Source organism: Nocardia beijingensis NBRC 16342 (assembly GCF_001612785.1).
In the GTDB taxonomy this organism is placed as follows: domain Bacteria; phylum Actinomycetota; class Actinomycetes; order Mycobacteriales; family Mycobacteriaceae; genus Nocardia; species Nocardia beijingensis.
Genome location: NZ_BDBC01000055.1, coordinates 1 through 17,263 on the forward strand (window position 1 = coordinate 1; position 17,263 = coordinate 17,263).

Below are 17,263 nucleotides of genomic sequence, written 5' to 3' on the forward strand. Positions count from 1 at the left end.
ACGAGCGCCCCGGTGTCGAAATCGGCCCCGATGCCCACCGCGTGCGCCTCCGGCAGCACATAGGACACCAGCATGGTGGTGCCGTTCTGCTGCCGCTTGCCCAACGTCACCGCGAACTCCACATCGGGATGGCGGCTCAGCGCATCATCGATCTCGCCCAGTTCGACGCGGAAACCACGGACCTTCACCTGGAAATCGGAACGCCCGAGGACCTCGATGCCGCCCCCGGCCAGCCGGCGGGCCAGGTCGCCGGTGCGGTACATGCGTGATCCGGGGTTGCCCGCCTCGCCGCCGAACGGGCTGGCGACGAAGCGCTCCGCGGTCAGGCCGGGCCGGTTGAGGTAGCCCTGCGCCAGCGCGGGACCGGACAGATACAGCTCACCGATCACTCCCGCCGGGGCCGGGCGCAACCGGGAATCCAGCACGAACAGACCGAATCCCGGTATCGCGCTGCCGATGGTGATCGGCTCACCCGGCACGAGCGGCGCGCTGCTGGTCGCGATGACCGTGGCCTCGGTGGGGCCGTAACCGTTGATCATCGCGCGGCCGTCCCCGCTCCACCGGCTGACCAGGTGCGGGCCGAACCGGTCCCCGATGACCATCACGACGCGCAGGTCGTCCAGGCCCGCCGGATCGACCGATTCCAGCGCTCCGGGCGTGATCAGCATGTGCGTGACACGTTCGCGCCGCAGCAGATCGGCGAGTTCGAACCCGCCGAACACCGTCGGCGGCGCGATCACCAGCGTGGACCCGGTGGCGAAGGCCAGCAGCAGTTCCAGCACCGAGACGTCGAAGTTCGGTGAGCAGATGTGCATCACCCGCGAGCCTTCGGTGACGTCGTAGCGCTCGCGTTCGGACGCGACCATCGCGCCCAATCCGGAGTGGGTGACCACGACCCCCTTGGGCCTGCCGGTCGAACCGGAGGTGAAGATGACGTAGGCCGGATGCTGCTCGGTGAGCGGACGCACCCGATCGGCGTACGAAACCGGGTGCGCGGGCCGCTGTGCGATCCGCTCCTGGTCGCGCGGGTCGTCGAGGTCGATCCACGGGATGGACGTGCCGAGCGCTTCGCGGTGCGCGGAAGTGGTCAGGCCGAGCGCGGCTCCGGAATCGGACACCATGTAGGCGATCCGCTCGGGCGGGTAGGTGGGATCGACCGGCACGTAGGCGGCGCCCGTCTTGGCGATCGCCCACACCGACAACACCGACTCGACAGAGCGCCGGATGCCGATGGCCACCACGTCGCCGGGGCCGACGCCACGATCGATCAACTCCCGGGCCAGCCGAGACGAGGATTCGTCGAGCTCTCGATAGGTCAGCTGGGTGTCGTCGGCGGGGTCACCTGTCGGACTGAACCGGATGGCCACCGTGTCGGCGGCGGACTCCACCGCGGCCGTGAGCAGTTGCCCGAAGAGCAGACCGCCGGAACGGCGACGGCGGTTTCCACGCGCAGAACGGCGGTCCATCTTCATTTTCCGTGCTCTCCTTCAGGTGGCGCCGGCACTCGCGGCCGTGCACCAACGATCCAACCCACAACCTCGCTACTTGCTCGCAATGGTGTCGCAGACAGCCTGCGCGCACTCTCGCGAGATGCCCCGGACGGTCTGGCCCCGTCGGGACAGTACACAGCCGGTAACCCGCCTACGGCACGGCATACTGCGGCGCGGGCGAATTATGCTGCGTCTCACACCTTTCACCGATCAAGTGTGCCAAGGCGGCGCCGACCCAGACGATGATTCCCGAGATGGCAAGCCGATCAGGCTATCTCGACTACCCCGGTGTCGTGGTCGCGGGACCTCTTGTTACCGTCCGCGGCGTCAGCCGACCCGGTCTCCGCGATGGACGCCTCCCGCTCGATCGGCGCGGCGTGCGCGGTCGGCACCGGTGCGAGGAATGTGGCCGGCACGAGGAGGCCCGCGGTGATCGCCTTCATGCGGACGAGTATTCGGTGAACTCCTCCGTCCCGCACGACCCCATTCATCGGGGCGCGGGGCACGTCATCCGGCCCGTGGTCAGCGGCCCGGATCGCCGCCCCGCGACATCAGTGCGAACCCAGCGGCCGCAGCGACCACGACGTCGCCTCGATCGGCACCGCCGCGGCGGATCGGGCTATGCGGCTGGTCCTGGATCCGGTGATGAATTCGGGATCGGTTCCCATGATGACCCGGCCCTCGCTGTTGACCAGCACCACCCGCTCACCGAACGCGCGGAATCGGGGCAGCAGGACTTCTTCGATGGAAGCGACCGGAACATCGGCGCCGGCGATTCCGAGGAAAGCGCCCGAATCGATCGTCACCGGAATCGCGAAGGTGCAGACATATTGATCGGTGCACGCGTAATCCAGGCACGGGCCGTGGACCCAGCGCCGACCCTGATCGCGCGGAATCGTGAACCATTCCATGGTCGTGTAGTCGTAGAAGTACTCGTTGTGGGGATTCAATTCCAGCACAAGGCGTTGCGATCCGCCCTCTGTGCCGAGGAACCACCATTCCAGGTATCGGGGGCGATCCGCCAGAACGCCGTCAGCCATCACCACGCCCGCGCTTTCGAACAATTTTCCGCGCCGCTCGAGTTCGCCGACGATGGTTTCGCGCAGCGGTGCGAGATCGGTCGACCGGGGCGGCTGCCGCAGCTTCGCGGCGTAGCTTTCCCACAGCGTCGTCAGCGCGTCACCGATGACGCCCAGCGATCGGTAGACCTCCTCGGCCAGCTCCGTGACGGCGTGAACGAGTGATTCGACGGTCACCGGGGGGTGAGAACTATCGGTATCCCTCATCGATCAACTGAGCTCCAAGCGTAAGGCGACGAGGCGGCGGATGCGTGATTCGGTTTGTGATTCTGCCAGTTCTCTGGCCCGGGTGTCGTCTTCTCTCTCGATCGCGTCCACCAGGTCACGATGAGCGGTGGCTTCGGCCGCCGGATCGAGTTTCAGCCGGGGCAGCCAGAGCAGAGCGGACAGTTCGGTCTGCAGCGCCACCTGGGCGCGGGTCAGGCGGGTGGATTGTGCGCACACCGCCATTTCGATATGGAAGCGGCTGTCGGCCCTGCGGGCCGAAATGGGCTCGCTGCTGTCCTGCAGCCGGTCGGCGAGGGTCCGCAGCCGCGCGATATCGCCCCGCAATCCGCGGCGCGCGGCGAACACGGCGGCGGCTCCGGTGACGGCGAAGTGTTCGTCGCCGAGATCGCGCAATTCCTGAACGCTCATTTCCTGCAAACGCGCCAACGCGGTGCCCTCGAGGATCTCCGCCGCTCCGCGGATGAAGCTGCCGCCGCCCCGTCCGCGCTTGGTGTGCACGATTCCCTGCTGGCGGAGTACGGCCAGCGCCTCCCGCAGGGTCATCGTCGAGACGCCCAGCTGGTTGGCGAGGTCGGTCTCACTGGGCAACTGCTGGCCGTCCACCATCAGGCCCAGGCTGATGGCGGCGCAGAGCCGCTGCACCACGGCCTCGGTCTTCGGGCCGCCACCCTCGAGGGGGGCCAGCACGGCGCCGAGCGCGGTCAACCCGGCGTTCTCCTGCTTGGACAACGCGACTCCTCGCGTGGGATGTAACTCGATCCTAGCCAACGAACACTTGAACTATGAACTCTGGATTCAGAGGTAAGTGTCGCTGATCGGACTCCCCGTCGTCCGTCGAGTCCGTCGCGTGTGCGCTCGGCGAACGTAACGCAATCCTTACCTGGCGCGCCTTGAACTATGAAATCTAATGTCTTAGGTTCAGACCGTGCATCTGTCTTTCCGAGCACCGGGACGCGGCGGCGTCACGAGCAGTCACACGCGCACCGGCGGTCACTCCACGGAGGTCGTGCCGAGTCGGCTCGGCAGGCGGCGCGCAGTACGGAGCCAGGGTGTCGGCGATGAATGACGTGCGCCATACCGAAGTCGACGGTATCCGCGTGACCTGGCGTTTCGTCCAGCACCACCTGATCGCGATCGTGGCGGTCGACAACGCCTCGGATGCCTCGCCTGTGGTCTCGTTCGGCCCGGGGAACTATCCCGACCTGGCGCAGGCGCGGGAACTTCTTCCGGAACTGGCGCGGCTGTGGGATGCGGTGCGCCGCGAATTCTGGGCAAAACTCATCCCGCCCTTCGGGCAAACAGCTTGGGCGTGACCCGGCCCACGCCGGTGAGCGCACCGCCCGGATCTGCGCGCCGCCACCGGTAGCCGCTCGGCTCCGTGCGTGTCGGCTGCGCGACCGGGCGGCGTCGTATCCGCGCGCGACCGGGCCTCAATCGCGCGAGATGGCCCCGTCCACGCGCCGCCAGATGCCGAGTGGGTTGTCCGCGCGGATCTCGTCGGCGAGCAGGTCCTCGGGGACGTTCTGATAGGCGACCGGGCGCAGGAAGCGCTCGATGGCGCGGCTGCCGACGGAGGTGGTCGCCGGCGCGCTGGTCGCGGGGAACGGGCCGCCGTGCACCACCGCGTGGCCGACTTCCACCCCGGTGGGCCAGCCGTCGAACAGCACCCGGCCCGCGATCAGTTCGAGCTTGCCCAGCAGGGTCCCGGCCAGCTCGCGATCCGCGGGCGCGGCGTGCACCGTGGCGGTGAGCTGGCCCTCGAGCTCGTCGACCAGGGCGGCGAACTGCTCCTCGCCGGTCACCCGGACGATGATCGACGCGGGTCCGAACACCTCCTGTTGCAGTTCGTGGTCGGCGCGGAACCGGTCGCCGGTGGTCACGAACAACTGCGGCACACCGGTGCACCCCGTCCCGGCGTCGGTGCCCTTCGCCACGGTCCGCACGGCGTCGGTGGCGCCCAAGCGGCGCACACCCGCCTCGAACGCGGACGCGATGCCCGGGTTCAGCATCGGCGCGCCCGGCGCGGCGGCGACCGCGGCGCTCGCCGCCGCGACGAAATCGTCCGCTCCGGGACCGTCGGCCAGGAAGACCAAGCCCGGGCTCGTGCACAGCTGCCCGGCACCGGTGGTCAGCGAGGCGACGAATTCTTCGCCGAGCCGCGCGCCGCGCTCGGCCAGGGCGCCCGGCAGCACGAACACCGGATTCACACTGGACATCTCCGCGAATACGGGGATGGGGACCGGCCGCGCCGCGGCTGCCGCGACGAGCGCGAGCCCGGCCCGCCGCGAACCGGTGAAGCCGACCGCGCGGATGCGCGGGTCGCACACCAGCGCCGAACCGGTGTCCACACCGCCGTGGATCAGCGAGAAGGTGCCCTCGGGCAGGTCGTGCTCCCGGACGGCCTTACGGACCGCGCGCCCGACCAGCTCGGACGTGCCCGGATGGGCCGGGTGTGCCTTGACCACCACGGGCGCGCCCGCCGCCAGCGCGGAGGCGGTGTCGCCACCGGCCACCGAGAAGGCCAGCGGGAAGTTGCTCGCCGCGAACACCGCGACCGGTCCGAGCGGGATCCGGCGTTGGCGCAGATCGGGTTTGGGCAGCGGGCTGCGCGCCGGGTCGGGCCGGTCCAGCCGGGCGCCCGTCCAGCTGCCCTCGCGCACCACGTCGGCGAAGAGCCGCAGCTGGCCGGTGGTGCGGCCGATCTCGGAGCGCACGCGGGCCTCGGGCAGTCCGGTCTCGGCGTTCACCCGGTGGACCAGGACGTCGCCGAGCGCCTCGATCTCGCGCGCGATGGTGTCCAGGAACGCCGCGCGCGCATCGAAGCCGGTGTGCCGATAGCGCTCGAAGGCGGTCGCGGCCAGTTCGGCGGCGCGGGCGACCGTCGCGGCGTCGGCTTCGCCGTACACCGGATCGAGGTCGGCGCCGGTCGCCGGGTTCGTCGCCCGGAACGCTCCGGCGGCGCCGGGGACGTCCGCGGCGCCCACCAGGTTGGCGCCGGTCAGAGGTGCGGCATCGGTGTGTGCGGTGGTCATAGGCTCACTTTCTGCACGAGGTCGGCCGGCTCGGCGAGTTCGACGTCGTCGAGGAAAGCCCCTTGACGAACATATGTTTGGGACCACGGCCAGGAGGCATTACCCCAGCGGACAAGCTCGACAAGGAGGTTCGGATGTCGGCTGCAGTTTGGGTAATCATCGTCGTCATCGCCATTGTCGTCGTCGCGGCCGTTGTCGCGCTCCTGGTCTGGCCGATGCTGCGCAGGCAGCGCCTACGCCGCAGATTCGGCCCGGAGTACGACCGCACGGTACGGGAGCACGAGGACCGCAAGACCGCGGAGCGGGAACTCGCCGAACGCGAGCGCAGGCACGCGCAACTGCGGCTGCGCGAGCTGTCGGACGACGAGAAGCGGGTCTACTCCACTCGCTGGGTAGAGGTGCAGGAGCGGTTCATCGACGACCCCGCCGGGGCGTTGAGCGAAGCCGACCGCCTCGTCACCACCATCATGGCCGAGCGCGGCTATCCCACGGAGAACTACGAGCAGCAGTTGGCTGATCTGTCCGTGGAGCACGCCGAGCCGCTCGGCCACTATCGCGCCGCGCACGACATCGCGACCCGGCCCGCGGGGGCGGCGGTGTCCACCGAGGACCGGCGCACGGCCATCGTGCACTACCGGGAAGTGTTCCAAGATCTGATCGGCGTGGGCGGCCAGGGGAAGAAGGACGTGAAAGCATGAGCACCGAATCCGAACGCCGGCCGTACGGCAATGGGGCGGAAGAGAATTCGACGGGGGAGGAGAGCCGGGCCGAGTCGCGGTACGACGGAACCGAGGCGGCCGATCGTCAGCAAGGGGGAGCGGTCACCGACTCCGCGGCGGCACGGCACGACACCGGGCAGGCCGCGGCGTCCGGCGGGATCGATGACGCCGAACGCGCGCAGGTCACCGGTGCGCCCGGATCGAGCGCCCCCGCCGGCGTGGACGCCGGAGCCGAGCCGGTTCGCGCGGACGCCGCGGCGCAACAGCAGACGATCGGCACCGAGCTCGGTGGCGCCGCGGGCACCGAGCGATCCGACGCGCAAGGCGCACCGACGGCGGAAGGCGCGACCGAGGGGCCCGCGCCGTTATTCCCGGAAGCCGATCTCGATCGCCTGCGCACCCAGTGGCGCGAAGTCCAGGTCGCCTTCGTCGACGATCCCCGTGCCGCGGTCGATCGTGCGGACGAGCTGCTCGGCAATACCATTCACCAGTTGACCGCCACCTACGAGCGGCGCAAGCACGAACTGGACGAGCGGCTCGGCGACACGTCCGACACCGAGGGGCTGCGGCAGGCTCTGCGCGGGTACCGGGCGTTCTTCGACCAGCTGCTCTCGATCGGCTAGCGAAGAGCCGTTGCCGATGAATGTCTTCCGATTGGCCGGCGGGACGGTCGACCGGGCGACGGACTGGGTCGCCCGGCAGATCAAGGAGCGGGTTCCCGCCGCCGACCCCGCCGATCGCGACCCGGAGTTCATCGCGTCCACCGTGGAACTGGGGTGGTCGCTCGTCCGCCTCTATTTCCGCGCGGAGGTGCGCGGCCTGGAGCGGATTCCGGAAGAGGGGCCGGTCCTGCTGGTGGGCAACCACTCCGGCGGGAACGTGTCGCCGGAGGTCCTGGTGACCACGCTGGCCTTCGTGCGACGTTTCGGACCGCGCCGGCCCTTCTTCCAGCTCGCCCACGACATGGTGATGGCCTACCCGGTGATCGGCTCGTTGCTGCGCCGCTTCGGGACGGTCAACGCCAACCCCGGCAACGCGGAGCAGGTGCTGCGGGACGGTGCGGCGGTGCTGGTCTATCCCGGTGGCGACTGGGAAGTGCACCGGCCGACCTGGGAGGAGGACCGGATCGACTTCGCCGGTCGCACCGGTTTCCTCCGCCTGGCCTGGGACCAGCGGGTTCCGATCGTGCCGGTGGTGAACATCGGGGCGCAGCAGAGTCAGTTGGTGCTCACCCGCGGTGATCGGATCGCGCGCCTGCTGCGACTGGATCGAATGCTGCGGCTGAAGGTGTTCCCGATCTCGATCGCTCTGCCGTGGGGACTGAACATCGGTGATCTCGCCGGACATCTGCCGTTGCCGAGCAAGATCACCGTCGAGTTCCTCGACCCGATCGATCTGCGCGAGGCGATGGGGCCCGAACTCGATCCGCAGGCGGCCTACCGGCACGTCACCGGCATCATGCAACACGCGCTGACCAGGCTCGACGAAGAACGCGCCCTGCCGATCGTCGGTTGATCGGAACCCGCGGAGCGATCGTGCCCGCGCGCGGTCACCTTCGTGATACCGTTAGTAACATATATTCGTTCCTGTGATGGAGGTCACCATGCGCGATGTCGCGCATGCCACGATCGGATGGTTCGCCGCGCCCGGCGCCGAGGGCGGCGGAGCGGCGCTGGACCAGGTGGCGATCATGACCGGCGCCGCCGGTCTGGTCGCGGTCGTTCTGCTGTGGGTCGGGTATCTGCACCGGACCCGCCGGATCACCTGGTTGCAGCGCGTCGCCGACCGGATCGGGCGATTGTTCAACCGGCCCGGGTGGGTCGCCCTTCCGCTCGCGATGTTCCTCGCGACCATCCTGACCGCGCTGCTCGGCTTCATCTGGGATGTCAGCCTGCACGTCGGTAACGGCAGGGACAACGGACCACTGGCGAATCCGGCGCACTACTTCATTCTGGCGGGATTGTTCTTCCTGTTCACCGCGGGGATGTCGGCGATCGTGCTGCCCCTGGACGAGAAGCCCGGCGCGGCCGCGGTGCGGATCACCCGCACCTGGTACGCACCCGTCGGCGGCATCCTCATCGCCGGCGCCGGTCTCTACGCCTTGATCGGGTTCCCCCTCGACGACATCTGGCATCGGCTGTTCGGGCAGGACGTCACGCTGTGGGGGCCGACGCATCTGATGCTGATCGGCGGCGCCGGGCTGTCCCTGGTCGGCGTGCTGCTGCTCGAATTCGAGGGCAGGCACAGCAAGCCCGAGCCCGACCGCGCCGACGGCAGGCTGATGTGGCTGCTGCGATCCTTCGCCTTCGGCGGCCTGCTCATCGGGCTCTCGGTGTTCCAGGTGGAGTTCGACTTCGGAGTGCAGCAGTTCCGGCTCGTCCTGCAGCCGATGCTGATCGCCGCCGCGGCCGCGATCTCCCTCGTCGCCGCCCGCGCGAGCCTCGGGCCGTTCAGCACACTGGTGGTGGTCGGCTTCGCCGCCCTGGTCCGCGCCGTGGTCGCCGTGCTGGTCGGCGGACCGATCATCGATGCGCCGCGCAATGTCTTCCCGCTGTATCTCGGCTGCGCGGTGGTGGTGGAACTGCTCGCCCTGCTGCCGCTCATCCGGCGGCCGCTGTGGTGGGGCGCGCTGTGCGGCCTCGGCATCGCGACCGTCGGGCTGTGGCTGGAATCCCTCTGGATCGGGGCGATGTTCGTCAATCCGTGGCCGTCCGCCATGTGGCCGGAACTGCTCGCGATGGCCGTGCCCACCGGCATCGCGGGCGGTGTCGTCGGCGCGCTGCTGGCGATGACGCTGCGCGGCGAGCCGCTGCCGCGCCCGCCGGTGCGCCGCGGGTTGATGGTCGCCGCGGTCGTGATCGTGGCGGCCGCCACCGCCAACGGGTTGCTGGTCGACGTGCCGCAGCAGGCCACCGCCACGGTCGCGCTGCGTGATGCCGGATCGGGGCCGGAAGGCAGGATGGTGCTGGCCGACGTCCGCGTCACGCCCGCCGACCTCGTCGGCTCCGACCCCGAATGGATGCAGATCCTGTCCTGGCAAGGTGGCATCGGCAGTGACAGCCCCGGTCGCGGGCTGGTCGTCGACCACCTGCGACGAGTGGGCGCCGGACACTATGTCTCCACCGAACCCGTCCCCGCGTACGGGTCGTGGAAGACCGTCCTGCGGCTACAGGACGGGCGCGTCCTGACCGCCGCGCCGATCTTCATGGCCGCCGACCCCGGCATCGGCGTGGAAGAGGTTCCCGCGCTCACGTCGTTCACCCGCCCGTTCATCGCCGAGATCACGGTGCTGCAGCGGGAGCGCTCGTTCGACTACCCGTCCTGGCTGTTCGGCGCGGCATCGCTGGTGGTGCTGGTGTGCAGCCTCGTCCTCGTCGGCGCGCTGTCCTGGGGCGCTGCACGGATCAACGACCGATACCCGCACACGAGCCGGGCGGTGGTGGCGGAACCGGCGGTGTCGCGATGACCAGCGGCTCCGGCAGCGTGGACGTGCTGGCCGATCACTCGCTCCTGCTCGCGATACCGGCCTTCCTGCCCGCCTTGGCCGTGGTGGCCGTCGTCGTGTTCGTCGCTGTGCGCGACCGCCGCTCCGAGGAGCGCGATCGCACGCCCGGTGCGCCGTCCGAGCACAGCGCAGAGAAGGAGCAGTGATGGCATCCCTGCGGCGCTGGGGCGCGCTCGTCGTGCTGAGTGGTCTGCTGGTGACCGGTTGCGCCTCCTCCGAGCCCGCCACCGCGCCGTCGACGAGCGCGCCGGCCGGCGACCCGGACAGCCTGGTCGTCGCCGTCCGCATCGCGGCAGGCTCGGTGAGCCCGGCCGACGTCCGCTTGGAGACCCGGGTGGGACGACCGATCGAGCTGGTGGTCGACAGCGACGCCGACGACGAATTGCACGTCCACGCCACGCCGCAGCACACCTTCGCGATCACGCCGGGGACCGGTCAGCGTTTCCGCTTCACCGTGGACGTGCCGGGGCGGGTGGAGATCGAACTGCACCACGCCCGGCGAACGGTGGCGACTCTGCTCGTGCGCGGATGACGGTTCTCGCTCACGGCATCGGCGGCGCCGCCGATCTGCCGATCCCGTTGTCGTACGCGCTCGTCGGCGCCGCCTGGGCTCTCACGTTCTCGTTCGCGGTGCTGGTGCTCGCCTGGCGGGAACCGCGATTGGATCCGCGGTCACCGGGAGTCGCGGTTCCCTCGATGGTGCGTGCGATCGTGGACTCCGGGGTGGTTCGGGGCGTGATCTCGGCAGGGAGCGTGACCTTCACGGTCGTGGTTGTCGCGATCGGGGTTTTCGGAAGTTCCGATCCTGCGCGCAATCCCGTGCCCGGTGTCGTGTACATCTTCCTCTGGGTCGGTGTCATGGTCGCCTCGCTGGTCGCCGGGCCCGTGTGGAAGGTCTTGTCCCCGGTGCGCGCCGTGCACCGGGCGCTGTGCCTCGTGCGGCGCCGTGCACCCGGGCACGGCCCGGTGCGTTATCCCGATTCTTGGGGATACCGGCCCGCGGTGCTGGGTCTGTTCTCCTTCGTCTGGATGGAGTTGGCCTATCCGGAGCCGGGTTCGGTGGCCGCCGTCACCACTTGGCTGGTGGCGTACCTCGTCGTGAACACCACCGGGCTCGTCCTGTTCGGCACCGCGTGGGCCGAGCGTGCCGATCCGCTGGAGGTGTACAGCAGTCTGCTGGGCAGGTTGAGTCCGTTGGGCCGTCGCGAGACCGGTGAACTCGTGCTGCGATCGCCATTGGACAATCTGGCGGGCACGCCGGTCCGCATCGCCGCGGTGGCCGTGGCCGCCACCCTGCTGGGCTCGACCGCGTTCGACAGCTTCTCCACCTTTCCTTCCTGGCGCGGCCTGCTGGCAGACGCGGGCGGATCGGGGGTCGTGCCGACCGTGCTGAAGACGCTGGGGTTGCTGGGTTTCATCGTGGTCGTCGGGGGAGCCTTCCGGACTGCGGCACGGGCCACCGGCGGCCTGCCCGCGGCCGAGCGGAGATTGCTGCCCGTCCGCCTCGCGCACAGCCTGACCCCGATCGTCGCGGGTTATCTCGTCGCTCACTATCTGACGTTCTTGGTCGAGAAGGGCCAGGCGACGGTGCTCTTGTTCGCGGACCCGTTCGGACGGGGATGGAACCTGGCCGGGCTCGCCGACCGCGACGTCGCCTACCTGCTGTCCACCCACCCCGCCGTGTTGGGGACGATCAAGGTGCTGGCCGTGGTGATCGGCCATATTCTCGGCGTCGCCGCCGCGCACGACCGCTGCCTGCAACTGCTGCCACGAGCGCACCGGGTCACGGGTCAGCTGGCTTTGATGCTGACCATGGTCGGCTTCACCTTCACCGGCCTCTACCTCTTGTTCGAGTCCTGACAGAACTTCTGAATCCTCTACCGGGGCAAGGGTTTCCGTCGGCGCTCCACCACAGTGCCACCACGCGAATTCACTGGCTCGGCCTTGGTCGGTTGCTCTAGCGTGGCAGCGGGCCATGCTCATCGCCCGCTGCCAGCTGCCGGACCCGGAAGTGAGTGATGCGAATGAACGTGCGACCGGAGATCAGCACAATGGCCGGGACCGTACGTGGCAGGTGGGACAACGCCGTCGCCGTGTTCCGAGGCATTCCGTACGCCGAGCCGCCGGTGGGCGCACGACGGTTCGCGGCTCCCGTGGCGGCGAAACCGTGGGAGGGTGTCCGGGAGGCGCTGGCATTCGGTCCGCCGGTTCCGTCCGCAGGTCGTGCGACGTCCGGTGTCGACGCGGATTCCGGTAACTGTTTGACGCTCAATGTCTGGACACCCGACCTCGGCGCCGCCGGGCTGCCGGTGCTGGTGTGGATCCACGGCGGCAAATACCTGGAGGGCACCTCGGCCAACCCGCACAACGACGGCGCGACTCTCGCCCGTAGCGGTGCGGTGGTGATCAGCATGGACTACCGCGTCGGCCTGGAAGGGTTCGCCCACATCACCGGAGCCCCGGACAACCGCGGAATTCTCGACCAGGCCGCCGCCTTGCGCTGGGTGCGGGACAATGTCGCCGCGTTCGGCGGCGATCCGGGCAATGTCACCGTGTTGGGCCAATCCGCAGGCGCCGGGTGCATCGCGGCGTTGCTGGCCATGCCGTCGGCGGTAGGGCTGTTCCGCCGGGCGATAGTCCAGAGTCTTCCCGGTACCTTCTTCTCCCGACGGCTCGCCGCCGCGGTGTCGGCGACGATCGCCGCGGAACTCGGCGTGCGGGCCACCGTCGACGAGCTGACCGGTATTCCTCCTCGCACACTCATCGGCGCGACGGACGCGCTCATCCGCAAGATGCCCGATTTCGCCGAAACTTGGGGACCCATGGCGCTGACACCCACCCCGTTCTCACCCGTCGTCGACGGTGAGTTCCTCCCGCGCTCGCCATGGGTGGCGCTGGCCGAGGGCTCGGCACGGGACATCGATCTGCTCGTGGGGCACACCAGGGACGAGTACCGGCTGTTCAACCACTTGTCCGGCGGCGAAGTGACCGACGAGCAGGTCACCGCCGCGCTCGATCGTCTCGCGCCGTCCCCGTACGGCAGCGACGGTTACCGCACCGCCTACTCCGGCGCCACCGCCGGGCAACTGTACGAACTCGTCAACTCCGACTGGCTGTTCCGGATGCCGTGCCTGCACTTGGCCGACGCCCAGCACGCGGGGAACGGTCGCGCCTGGGTCTACGAATTGGGCTGGCACTATCGCCCGGACCAGGGCGCCTCGCACAGTCTCGACTTCCTGCTCGTCTTCGGCACGCTCGACCTCGATGAAGTGCGCTGTCATCCCGCCGCGGGACCGAGCGCGGCGGCCGAAGCCGTCCGCGTCTCCCGCCACATGCGCACCGATTGGCTGAATTTCGCGACCACCGGCGATCCCGGTTGGGCGGCCTACGATCCGCACACCCGCCTCACTCGTGTCCACGGCGCAGAGCCGGACACCCGGCCGTACCCCGAGGAACGCTCTCGGCGCATCTGGTCCGGCCACCGATTCGACACCCTGGACCTGATCACCTGAGGCGGTGATCGGTCCATGCCTGCTGGTCGCGACGCGGATCGGTGATGAGTGCTGGCAGCCGTGACCGCTGGTGGCACCGATGGTTCAGGGGTGGTCGGCGCCGCGGATTCTCACCCGCCGCCTCCTCGATCGGCCGGGAGCAATTCGACGATCGAGCGCGAGCCCGCCGTAACGACGGAACCGACCCGCAGGCGCGCGGATTCGGCGATCTCGCGCAGCCCGCCCAGCGTGCGTTCCCGGCCGCGGACGTAGCACAGCATCCGCAGGTCTCCTTCGGTGTCCGGTGGGCGGCCGTCGGCATCGCCGATGTGGTCCACGACGAGCACCCTTCCGTGCTCCGCGGCCGCGTCGGCGCATCGGCGCAAGATGCGGACGGCTGCCTCATCGTCCCAGTCGTGCAGGACACCGGAGAGCAGATAACCGCCCGCTCCGGCGGGAAGGGATTCGAAGAAGCTGCCCACTCGCGCGTCGGCCCGGTGCTCGAGACCCGCGGTGCGAATGGCCCGCCGGGCGCGAGCCGCCGGGCCCGCCAAATCGACCACCGTCCCGCGCAATTCGTCGTGGGCGCGAAGCAGGGCGATGAGCAAGCTGGCGTCGCCTCCGCCGACATCGATGACGTGACCGAGCGCGCCCCACGGGTAGGCGGCGGCCACCAGGGGGGCGTCGGCCACCAACCGGGCGCCCATCAGAGCGTCGAACGACGCGCCCAGCGCCGGATCGGCGGACAGGTCCTCCCAGAACGGCCGCCCGAACTGCCGAGGAAAGGCGGGCTCGCCGGTGCGGACGGTGTGCAGCAGGTGGACGAAGCACAGATCGGCGCGCCCGACGGCGCCCTCCAGATCGAGCCAGCGTCGCACTCCTTCCGGATGATCGTCACGCAGGCGCTCACCCAGCGACGTCAGCTCGTAACCGCCGCTACCGGGACGAGCCAGCACGCCCGCGGTCACCAGGTGCTCCAGCAGACGCGCCAGCGCGTCCCGATCCGCGTCCACCGCTGCGGCGAGCGCATCGCTCGTCCGCTTTCCCGCGGCGACGTGGTCGGCCAGCCGCAACGTCGCCGCCACCCGGATGGCCATCGGCGTCACGAGGTCGGCGGCGGCCCACAGCGCTCCACCCCATTCGGTCGGCTCCTCGGTCATGGCCCTCCTCAGTTGTCGGCTCTGCCGCGCCGCTCGGCTGGCAGCGCCGGTCAGCGCAGCGGCACCTGCCAGCACAACCGGGTGCCTGCGGCACGCCCGTCCGGCCCGGTGCCTGCGGTGAGGGTGAAGGTCCCGGCCGCTTGCTCGGCGCGCCGGGCGAGATTCGTCAGGCCGCTGGGGGTGATGTCGGTGGGCAGCCCGCAGCCGTCGTCCTCGACGATGATGGCCAGGTCGTCGGCGACGGTGATCTCGATGGTGACCGTGTCGGCGCCGGAGTGTCGTACGGCGTTGCTGACGGCTTCGCGGACGACGGCTTCGGCGTGGTCGGCGAGTTCGGGGTCGATGACCGAGAGTGGGCCGCTGATGCGCACGGAGGTGCGGATGTCGCTGGGGGCGGTCTGCTGGCGGATGGCTTCCTCGATGCGTTGGCGCACCCGCCCGCTGTCGCCGCCGTGCAGGTCGAAGATCGAGGTGCGGATTTCCTGGACGACGTCTTGCAGGTCGTTGATCGCTTCGGTGATGCGTTCGCGCACTTCGGGTACGCGGGTGCGTGGGACGGTGCCTTGCAGGCTGAGTCCGACGGCGAAGAGTCGTTGGATGACGTGGTCGTGCAGGTCGCGGGCGATGCGGTCGCGGTCGGAGAGGATGTCCAGTTCGCGCATGCGTCGTTGTGCGTCGGCCAGTTGCATCGCCAGAGCGGCTTGGTCGGTGAAGGCGGAGGTCAGTTCGAGGATCTCGTTGTCGTAGGGCGCCGACTCGGCTGCCCGCAGCGCGACCAGCACGCCGACGGTGGAATCGGAGGTCTGCATGGGTAGTACGAGGGCGGGCCCGGCGTCGGGGAAGATCTTGCCGAGGTCCGCGCGGCGCGCGTCGTCCACCCGCTGGGGCGAATGCAGCCGGAACGCCTGACCGATGGTGGTGTCGCCCAAGGGCAGCTTGATCAGCCGCTGGTCGTGCGTGGCGCCGGCGGTGTGGGTGATCAGCAGTTCGGTGATCTCATCGGGCGGCCCCTCGGAGTCCGGGACCACGGCGAGGTAGGTCCGTTCGGAGCCGGTGAGCCGGTGTGTGGCTTCGACCAGGTGGGTCAGAACGTGGTCGGGGGCGGTGCCCGCGAGGAATTCGGTGGTGATGTCGCGGGTGGCTTCGATCCAGGCTTGGCGGGTGCGGGCGGATTCGTAGAGGTGGGCGTTGTCGATGGCGATGCCCGCGGCGGCGGCGAGGGCGCGCACGATGACTTCGTCGTCTTCGGTGAAGGGTTGGCCGCCCTTCTTCTCGGTGAGGTAGAGGTTGCCGAATACTTCGTCGCGGATGCGGACGGGTACGCCGAGGAAGGTGCGCATCGGCGGGTGGTGGGCGGGGAATCCGACCGAGGAGGGGTGGTCGGCGAGGTTGTCCAGGCGAATCGGTTTGGGCTGGCTGAACAACAGTCCGAGTACGCCGTGGCCCTGGGGGAGGTCGCCGATCTGCTCGCGGGTCGGTTCGTCGATGCCTTCGTAGATGAACTGGGTGAGTTGCTGGTCGTGGCCACGGACGCCGAGCGCGCCGTAGCGGGCGTCGACCAGCGAGATGGCGGTGTGCACGATGGTGCGCAGGGTGCGGTCCAGGTCGAGGCCGGAGGTGACGGTGAGCATGGCCTCGACGAGGCCGTCCATGCGGTCGCGGGCGTCGATGATCTGCTCGATGCGATCCTTGACCTCGCCGAGCAGTTCACGCAGCCGCAGTTGCGACAGCGTATCGCGCACGGAGTAGGTGTCGGCCGGCGCGAAATCGGCCGTTTGCGCCCCTGGACCGCCATCGTCGCGGCTGCTCGCCATGGCTCAAGAATATGCCGATCAGAACTCGATGGTGGCGCCGGACGGCCGGGACCGGAGTTTGGAGGCGTAGACCGCGGCCTGGGTGCGTCGTTCCAGGCCGAGTTTGGCGAGCAGGCGGGAGACGTAGTTCTTCACCGTCTTCTCGGCCAGGAACATCCGCTGCGCGATCTGGCGGTTGGTCAGTCCTTCGCCGAGCAGGTCGAGCAGTTTGCGTTCCTGATCGGTGAGTCCGGCCAGCGGGCCGTCGTGGTCGGTGTTGGCGCGTAGTCGCTGCATCAGGGCGGCGGCGGCGCGGTTGTCGAGCAGCGAACGCCCGGCGCCGACTTCCTTGATGGCCTTGGCCAGCTCCATGCCCTTGATGTCCTTGACCACGTAGCCGCTGGCTCCGGCGAGGATCGCGTCCAGCATGGCCTGTTCGTCGGTGAACGAGGTGAGGATCAGGCAGCGCAGATCATCGAGCTTGGACAGCAGGTCACGGCACAGTTCGATGCCGTTGCCGTCGGGCAGGCGCACGTCGAGAACGGCCACGTCCGGCCGGAGCGCTGGGATGCGGGCGAGGGCTTGGGCGACGTCGCCCGCCTCGCCGATCACGCTGAGCTCCGGGTCGTCGGAGAGCAGGTCGGCTAGGCCGCGGCGGACGATCTCATGGTCGTCGACCAGAAAAACCGTGATCATCGAGTGTCCAATCCGGGAGCTGGGCTTGGGTTGACACTACGCATCGGGCAGCCCGCACGGTACGGACCAA

Annotated in this window: 17 protein-coding genes; 9 read left to right on the plus strand and 8 right to left on the minus strand. The window is 69.4% G+C overall.

Annotated features, from left to right (window positions below):
• From NB3_RS27230 to NB3_RS27240, 4 genes are all read right to left on the minus strand, one after another.
• The coding region (locus NB3_RS27230; protein WP_157112031.1) for a non-ribosomal peptide synthetase at positions 1 to 1,472 on the minus strand (1,472 nt) is incomplete at its 3' end.
• 284 nt (positions 1,473 to 1,756) lie between these two features.
• Complete coding sequence (locus tag NB3_RS35290; RefSeq protein WP_157112032.1) at positions 1,757 to 1,933, minus strand: hypothetical protein; 177 nt, start codon at positions 1,931 to 1,933, stop codon at positions 1,757 to 1,759.
• A 108-nt stretch (positions 1,934 to 2,041) separates the two neighbouring features.
• On the minus strand, positions 2,042 to 2,746 hold the full coding sequence (locus NB3_RS27235; RefSeq protein ID WP_067809073.1) for a cache domain-containing protein: 705 nt from the start codon (positions 2,744 to 2,746) through the stop codon (positions 2,042 to 2,044).
• 33 nt (positions 2,747 to 2,779) lie between these two features.
• A complete protein-coding gene (locus NB3_RS27240; protein ID WP_067809222.1) occupies positions 2,780 to 3,502 on the minus strand; it encodes a FadR/GntR family transcriptional regulator in 723 nt (240 codons plus the stop codon).
• A gap of 353 nt (positions 3,503 to 3,855) precedes the next feature.
• On the opposite strand from NB3_RS27240, the gene NB3_RS27245 reads away from it, so the two are divergent.
• Positions 3,856 to 4,110, plus strand: coding sequence for a hypothetical protein (locus NB3_RS27245; protein WP_067809076.1), 255 nt, complete (start codon positions 3,856 to 3,858; stop codon positions 4,108 to 4,110).
• A 117-nt stretch (positions 4,111 to 4,227) separates the two neighbouring features.
• Here the strand turns inward: NB3_RS27245 and NB3_RS27250 are convergent, their stop codons facing one another.
• Positions 4,228 to 5,829 (minus strand): aldehyde dehydrogenase (NADP(+)), encoded by a 1,602-nt coding sequence (locus NB3_RS27250; RefSeq protein WP_067809078.1) that lies wholly within the window; start codon positions 5,827 to 5,829, stop codon positions 4,228 to 4,230.
• Positions 5,830 to 5,963: 134 nt separating this feature from the next.
• Between NB3_RS27250 and NB3_RS27255 the strand changes: the two genes are divergently transcribed.
• The 8 genes from NB3_RS27255 (at position 5,964) to NB3_RS27290 (ending at position 13,565) form a co-directional block, all read left to right on the plus strand.
• On the plus strand, positions 5,964 to 6,527 hold the full coding sequence (locus NB3_RS27255; protein ID WP_067809080.1) for a hypothetical protein: 564 nt from the start codon (positions 5,964 to 5,966) through the stop codon (positions 6,525 to 6,527).
• A complete protein-coding gene (locus NB3_RS35295) occupies positions 6,524 to 7,171 on the plus strand; it encodes a hypothetical protein (RefSeq protein ID WP_067809082.1) in 648 nt (215 codons plus the stop codon). Before NB3_RS27255 ends, NB3_RS35295 begins: the two co-directional genes overlap by 4 nt.
• A gap of 16 nt (positions 7,172 to 7,187) precedes the next feature.
• Positions 7,188 to 8,063 (plus strand): lysophospholipid acyltransferase family protein, encoded by an 876-nt coding sequence (locus NB3_RS27265; RefSeq protein WP_067809084.1) that lies wholly within the window; start codon positions 7,188 to 7,190, stop codon positions 8,061 to 8,063.
• A gap of 76 nt (positions 8,064 to 8,139) precedes the next feature.
• Positions 8,140 to 10,014 (plus strand): hypothetical protein, encoded by a 1,875-nt coding sequence (locus tag NB3_RS27270; RefSeq protein ID WP_371855945.1) that lies wholly within the window; start codon positions 8,140 to 8,142, stop codon positions 10,012 to 10,014.
• Positions 10,011 to 10,199 carry a hypothetical protein gene (locus NB3_RS27275; protein WP_067809086.1) on the plus strand — a complete coding sequence of 63 codons (189 nt, stop codon included), beginning with the start codon at positions 10,011 to 10,013 and terminating at the stop codon, positions 10,197 to 10,199. The genes NB3_RS27270 and NB3_RS27275 overlap by 4 nt, the downstream gene beginning before the upstream one ends.
• Positions 10,199 to 10,585, plus strand: coding sequence for a hypothetical protein (locus tag NB3_RS27280; RefSeq protein ID WP_067809089.1), 387 nt, complete (start codon positions 10,199 to 10,201; stop codon positions 10,583 to 10,585). The genes NB3_RS27275 and NB3_RS27280 overlap by 1 nt, the downstream gene beginning before the upstream one ends.
• The gene (locus tag NB3_RS27285) at positions 10,582 to 11,913 is read left to right on the plus strand and encodes a hypothetical protein (protein WP_067809091.1); all 1,332 of its coding nucleotides are present in this window, start codon (positions 10,582 to 10,584) and stop codon (positions 11,911 to 11,913) included. Before NB3_RS27280 ends, NB3_RS27285 begins: the two co-directional genes overlap by 4 nt.
• Positions 11,914 to 12,077: 164 nt before the next feature.
• Positions 12,078 to 13,565: a carboxylesterase/lipase family protein gene (locus NB3_RS27290; RefSeq protein WP_157112033.1), complete on the plus strand. Its 1,488-nt coding sequence runs from the start codon at positions 12,078 to 12,080 to the stop codon at positions 13,563 to 13,565.
• Between the two features lie 110 nt (positions 13,566 to 13,675).
• Here the strand turns inward: NB3_RS27290 and NB3_RS27295 are convergent, their stop codons facing one another.
• The 3 genes from NB3_RS27295 to NB3_RS27305 are packed head-to-tail and all read right to left on the minus strand — an operon-like array spanning position 13,676 to position 17,193.
• Positions 13,676 to 14,704: a methyltransferase gene (locus NB3_RS27295; RefSeq protein WP_067809094.1), complete on the minus strand. Its 1,029-nt coding sequence runs from the start codon at positions 14,702 to 14,704 to the stop codon at positions 13,676 to 13,678.
• Positions 14,705 to 14,754: 50 nt separating this feature from the next.
• On the minus strand, positions 14,755 to 16,518 hold the full coding sequence (locus NB3_RS27300) for a sensor histidine kinase (protein ID WP_169810754.1): 1,764 nt from the start codon (positions 16,516 to 16,518) through the stop codon (positions 14,755 to 14,757).
• A gap of 18 nt (positions 16,519 to 16,536) precedes the next feature.
• Positions 16,537 to 17,193, minus strand: coding sequence for a response regulator (locus NB3_RS27305; RefSeq protein WP_067809095.1), 657 nt, complete (start codon positions 17,191 to 17,193; stop codon positions 16,537 to 16,539).
• Positions 17,194 to 17,263: the final 70 nt, after the last annotated feature.

Bases quoted from the DNA above. Each gene is read 5' to 3' on its own strand.
- NB3_RS27295 (WP_067809094.1), bottom strand. From the start codon at position 14,704: ATGACCGAGGAGCCGACCGAATGGGGTGGAGCGCTGTGGGCCGCCGCC.
- NB3_RS27280 (WP_067809089.1), top strand. From the start codon at position 10,199: ATGGCATCCCTGCGGCGCTGGGGCGCGCTCGTCGTGCTGAGTGGTCTG.
- NB3_RS27300 (WP_169810754.1), bottom strand. From the start codon at position 16,518: ATGGCGAGCAGCCGCGACGATGGCGGTCCAGGGGCGCAAACGGCCGAT.
- NB3_RS27305 (WP_067809095.1), bottom strand. From the start codon at position 17,193: ATGATCACGGTTTTTCTGGTCGACGACCATGAGATCGTCCGCCGCGGC.
- NB3_RS27285 (WP_067809091.1), top strand. From the start codon at position 10,582: ATGACGGTTCTCGCTCACGGCATCGGCGGCGCCGCCGATCTGCCGATC.
- NB3_RS27255 (WP_067809080.1), top strand. From the start codon at position 5,964: ATGTCGGCTGCAGTTTGGGTAATCATCGTCGTCATCGCCATTGTCGTC.
- NB3_RS27270 (WP_371855945.1), top strand. From the start codon at position 8,140: ATGGAGGTCACCATGCGCGATGTCGCGCATGCCACGATCGGATGGTTC.
- NB3_RS27245 (WP_067809076.1), top strand. From the start codon at position 3,856: ATGAATGACGTGCGCCATACCGAAGTCGACGGTATCCGCGTGACCTGG.
- NB3_RS27265 (WP_067809084.1), top strand. From the start codon at position 7,188: ATGAATGTCTTCCGATTGGCCGGCGGGACGGTCGACCGGGCGACGGAC.
- NB3_RS27275 (WP_067809086.1), top strand. From the start codon at position 10,011: ATGACCAGCGGCTCCGGCAGCGTGGACGTGCTGGCCGATCACTCGCTC.
- NB3_RS27290 (WP_157112033.1), top strand. From the start codon at position 12,078: ATGAACGTGCGACCGGAGATCAGCACAATGGCCGGGACCGTACGTGGC.
- NB3_RS35295 (WP_067809082.1), top strand. From the start codon at position 6,524: ATGAGCACCGAATCCGAACGCCGGCCGTACGGCAATGGGGCGGAAGAG.
- NB3_RS35290 (WP_157112032.1), bottom strand. From the start codon at position 1,933: ATGAAGGCGATCACCGCGGGCCTCCTCGTGCCGGCCACATTCCTCGCA.
- NB3_RS27250 (WP_067809078.1), bottom strand. From the start codon at position 5,829: ATGACCACCGCACACACCGATGCCGCACCTCTGACCGGCGCCAACCTG.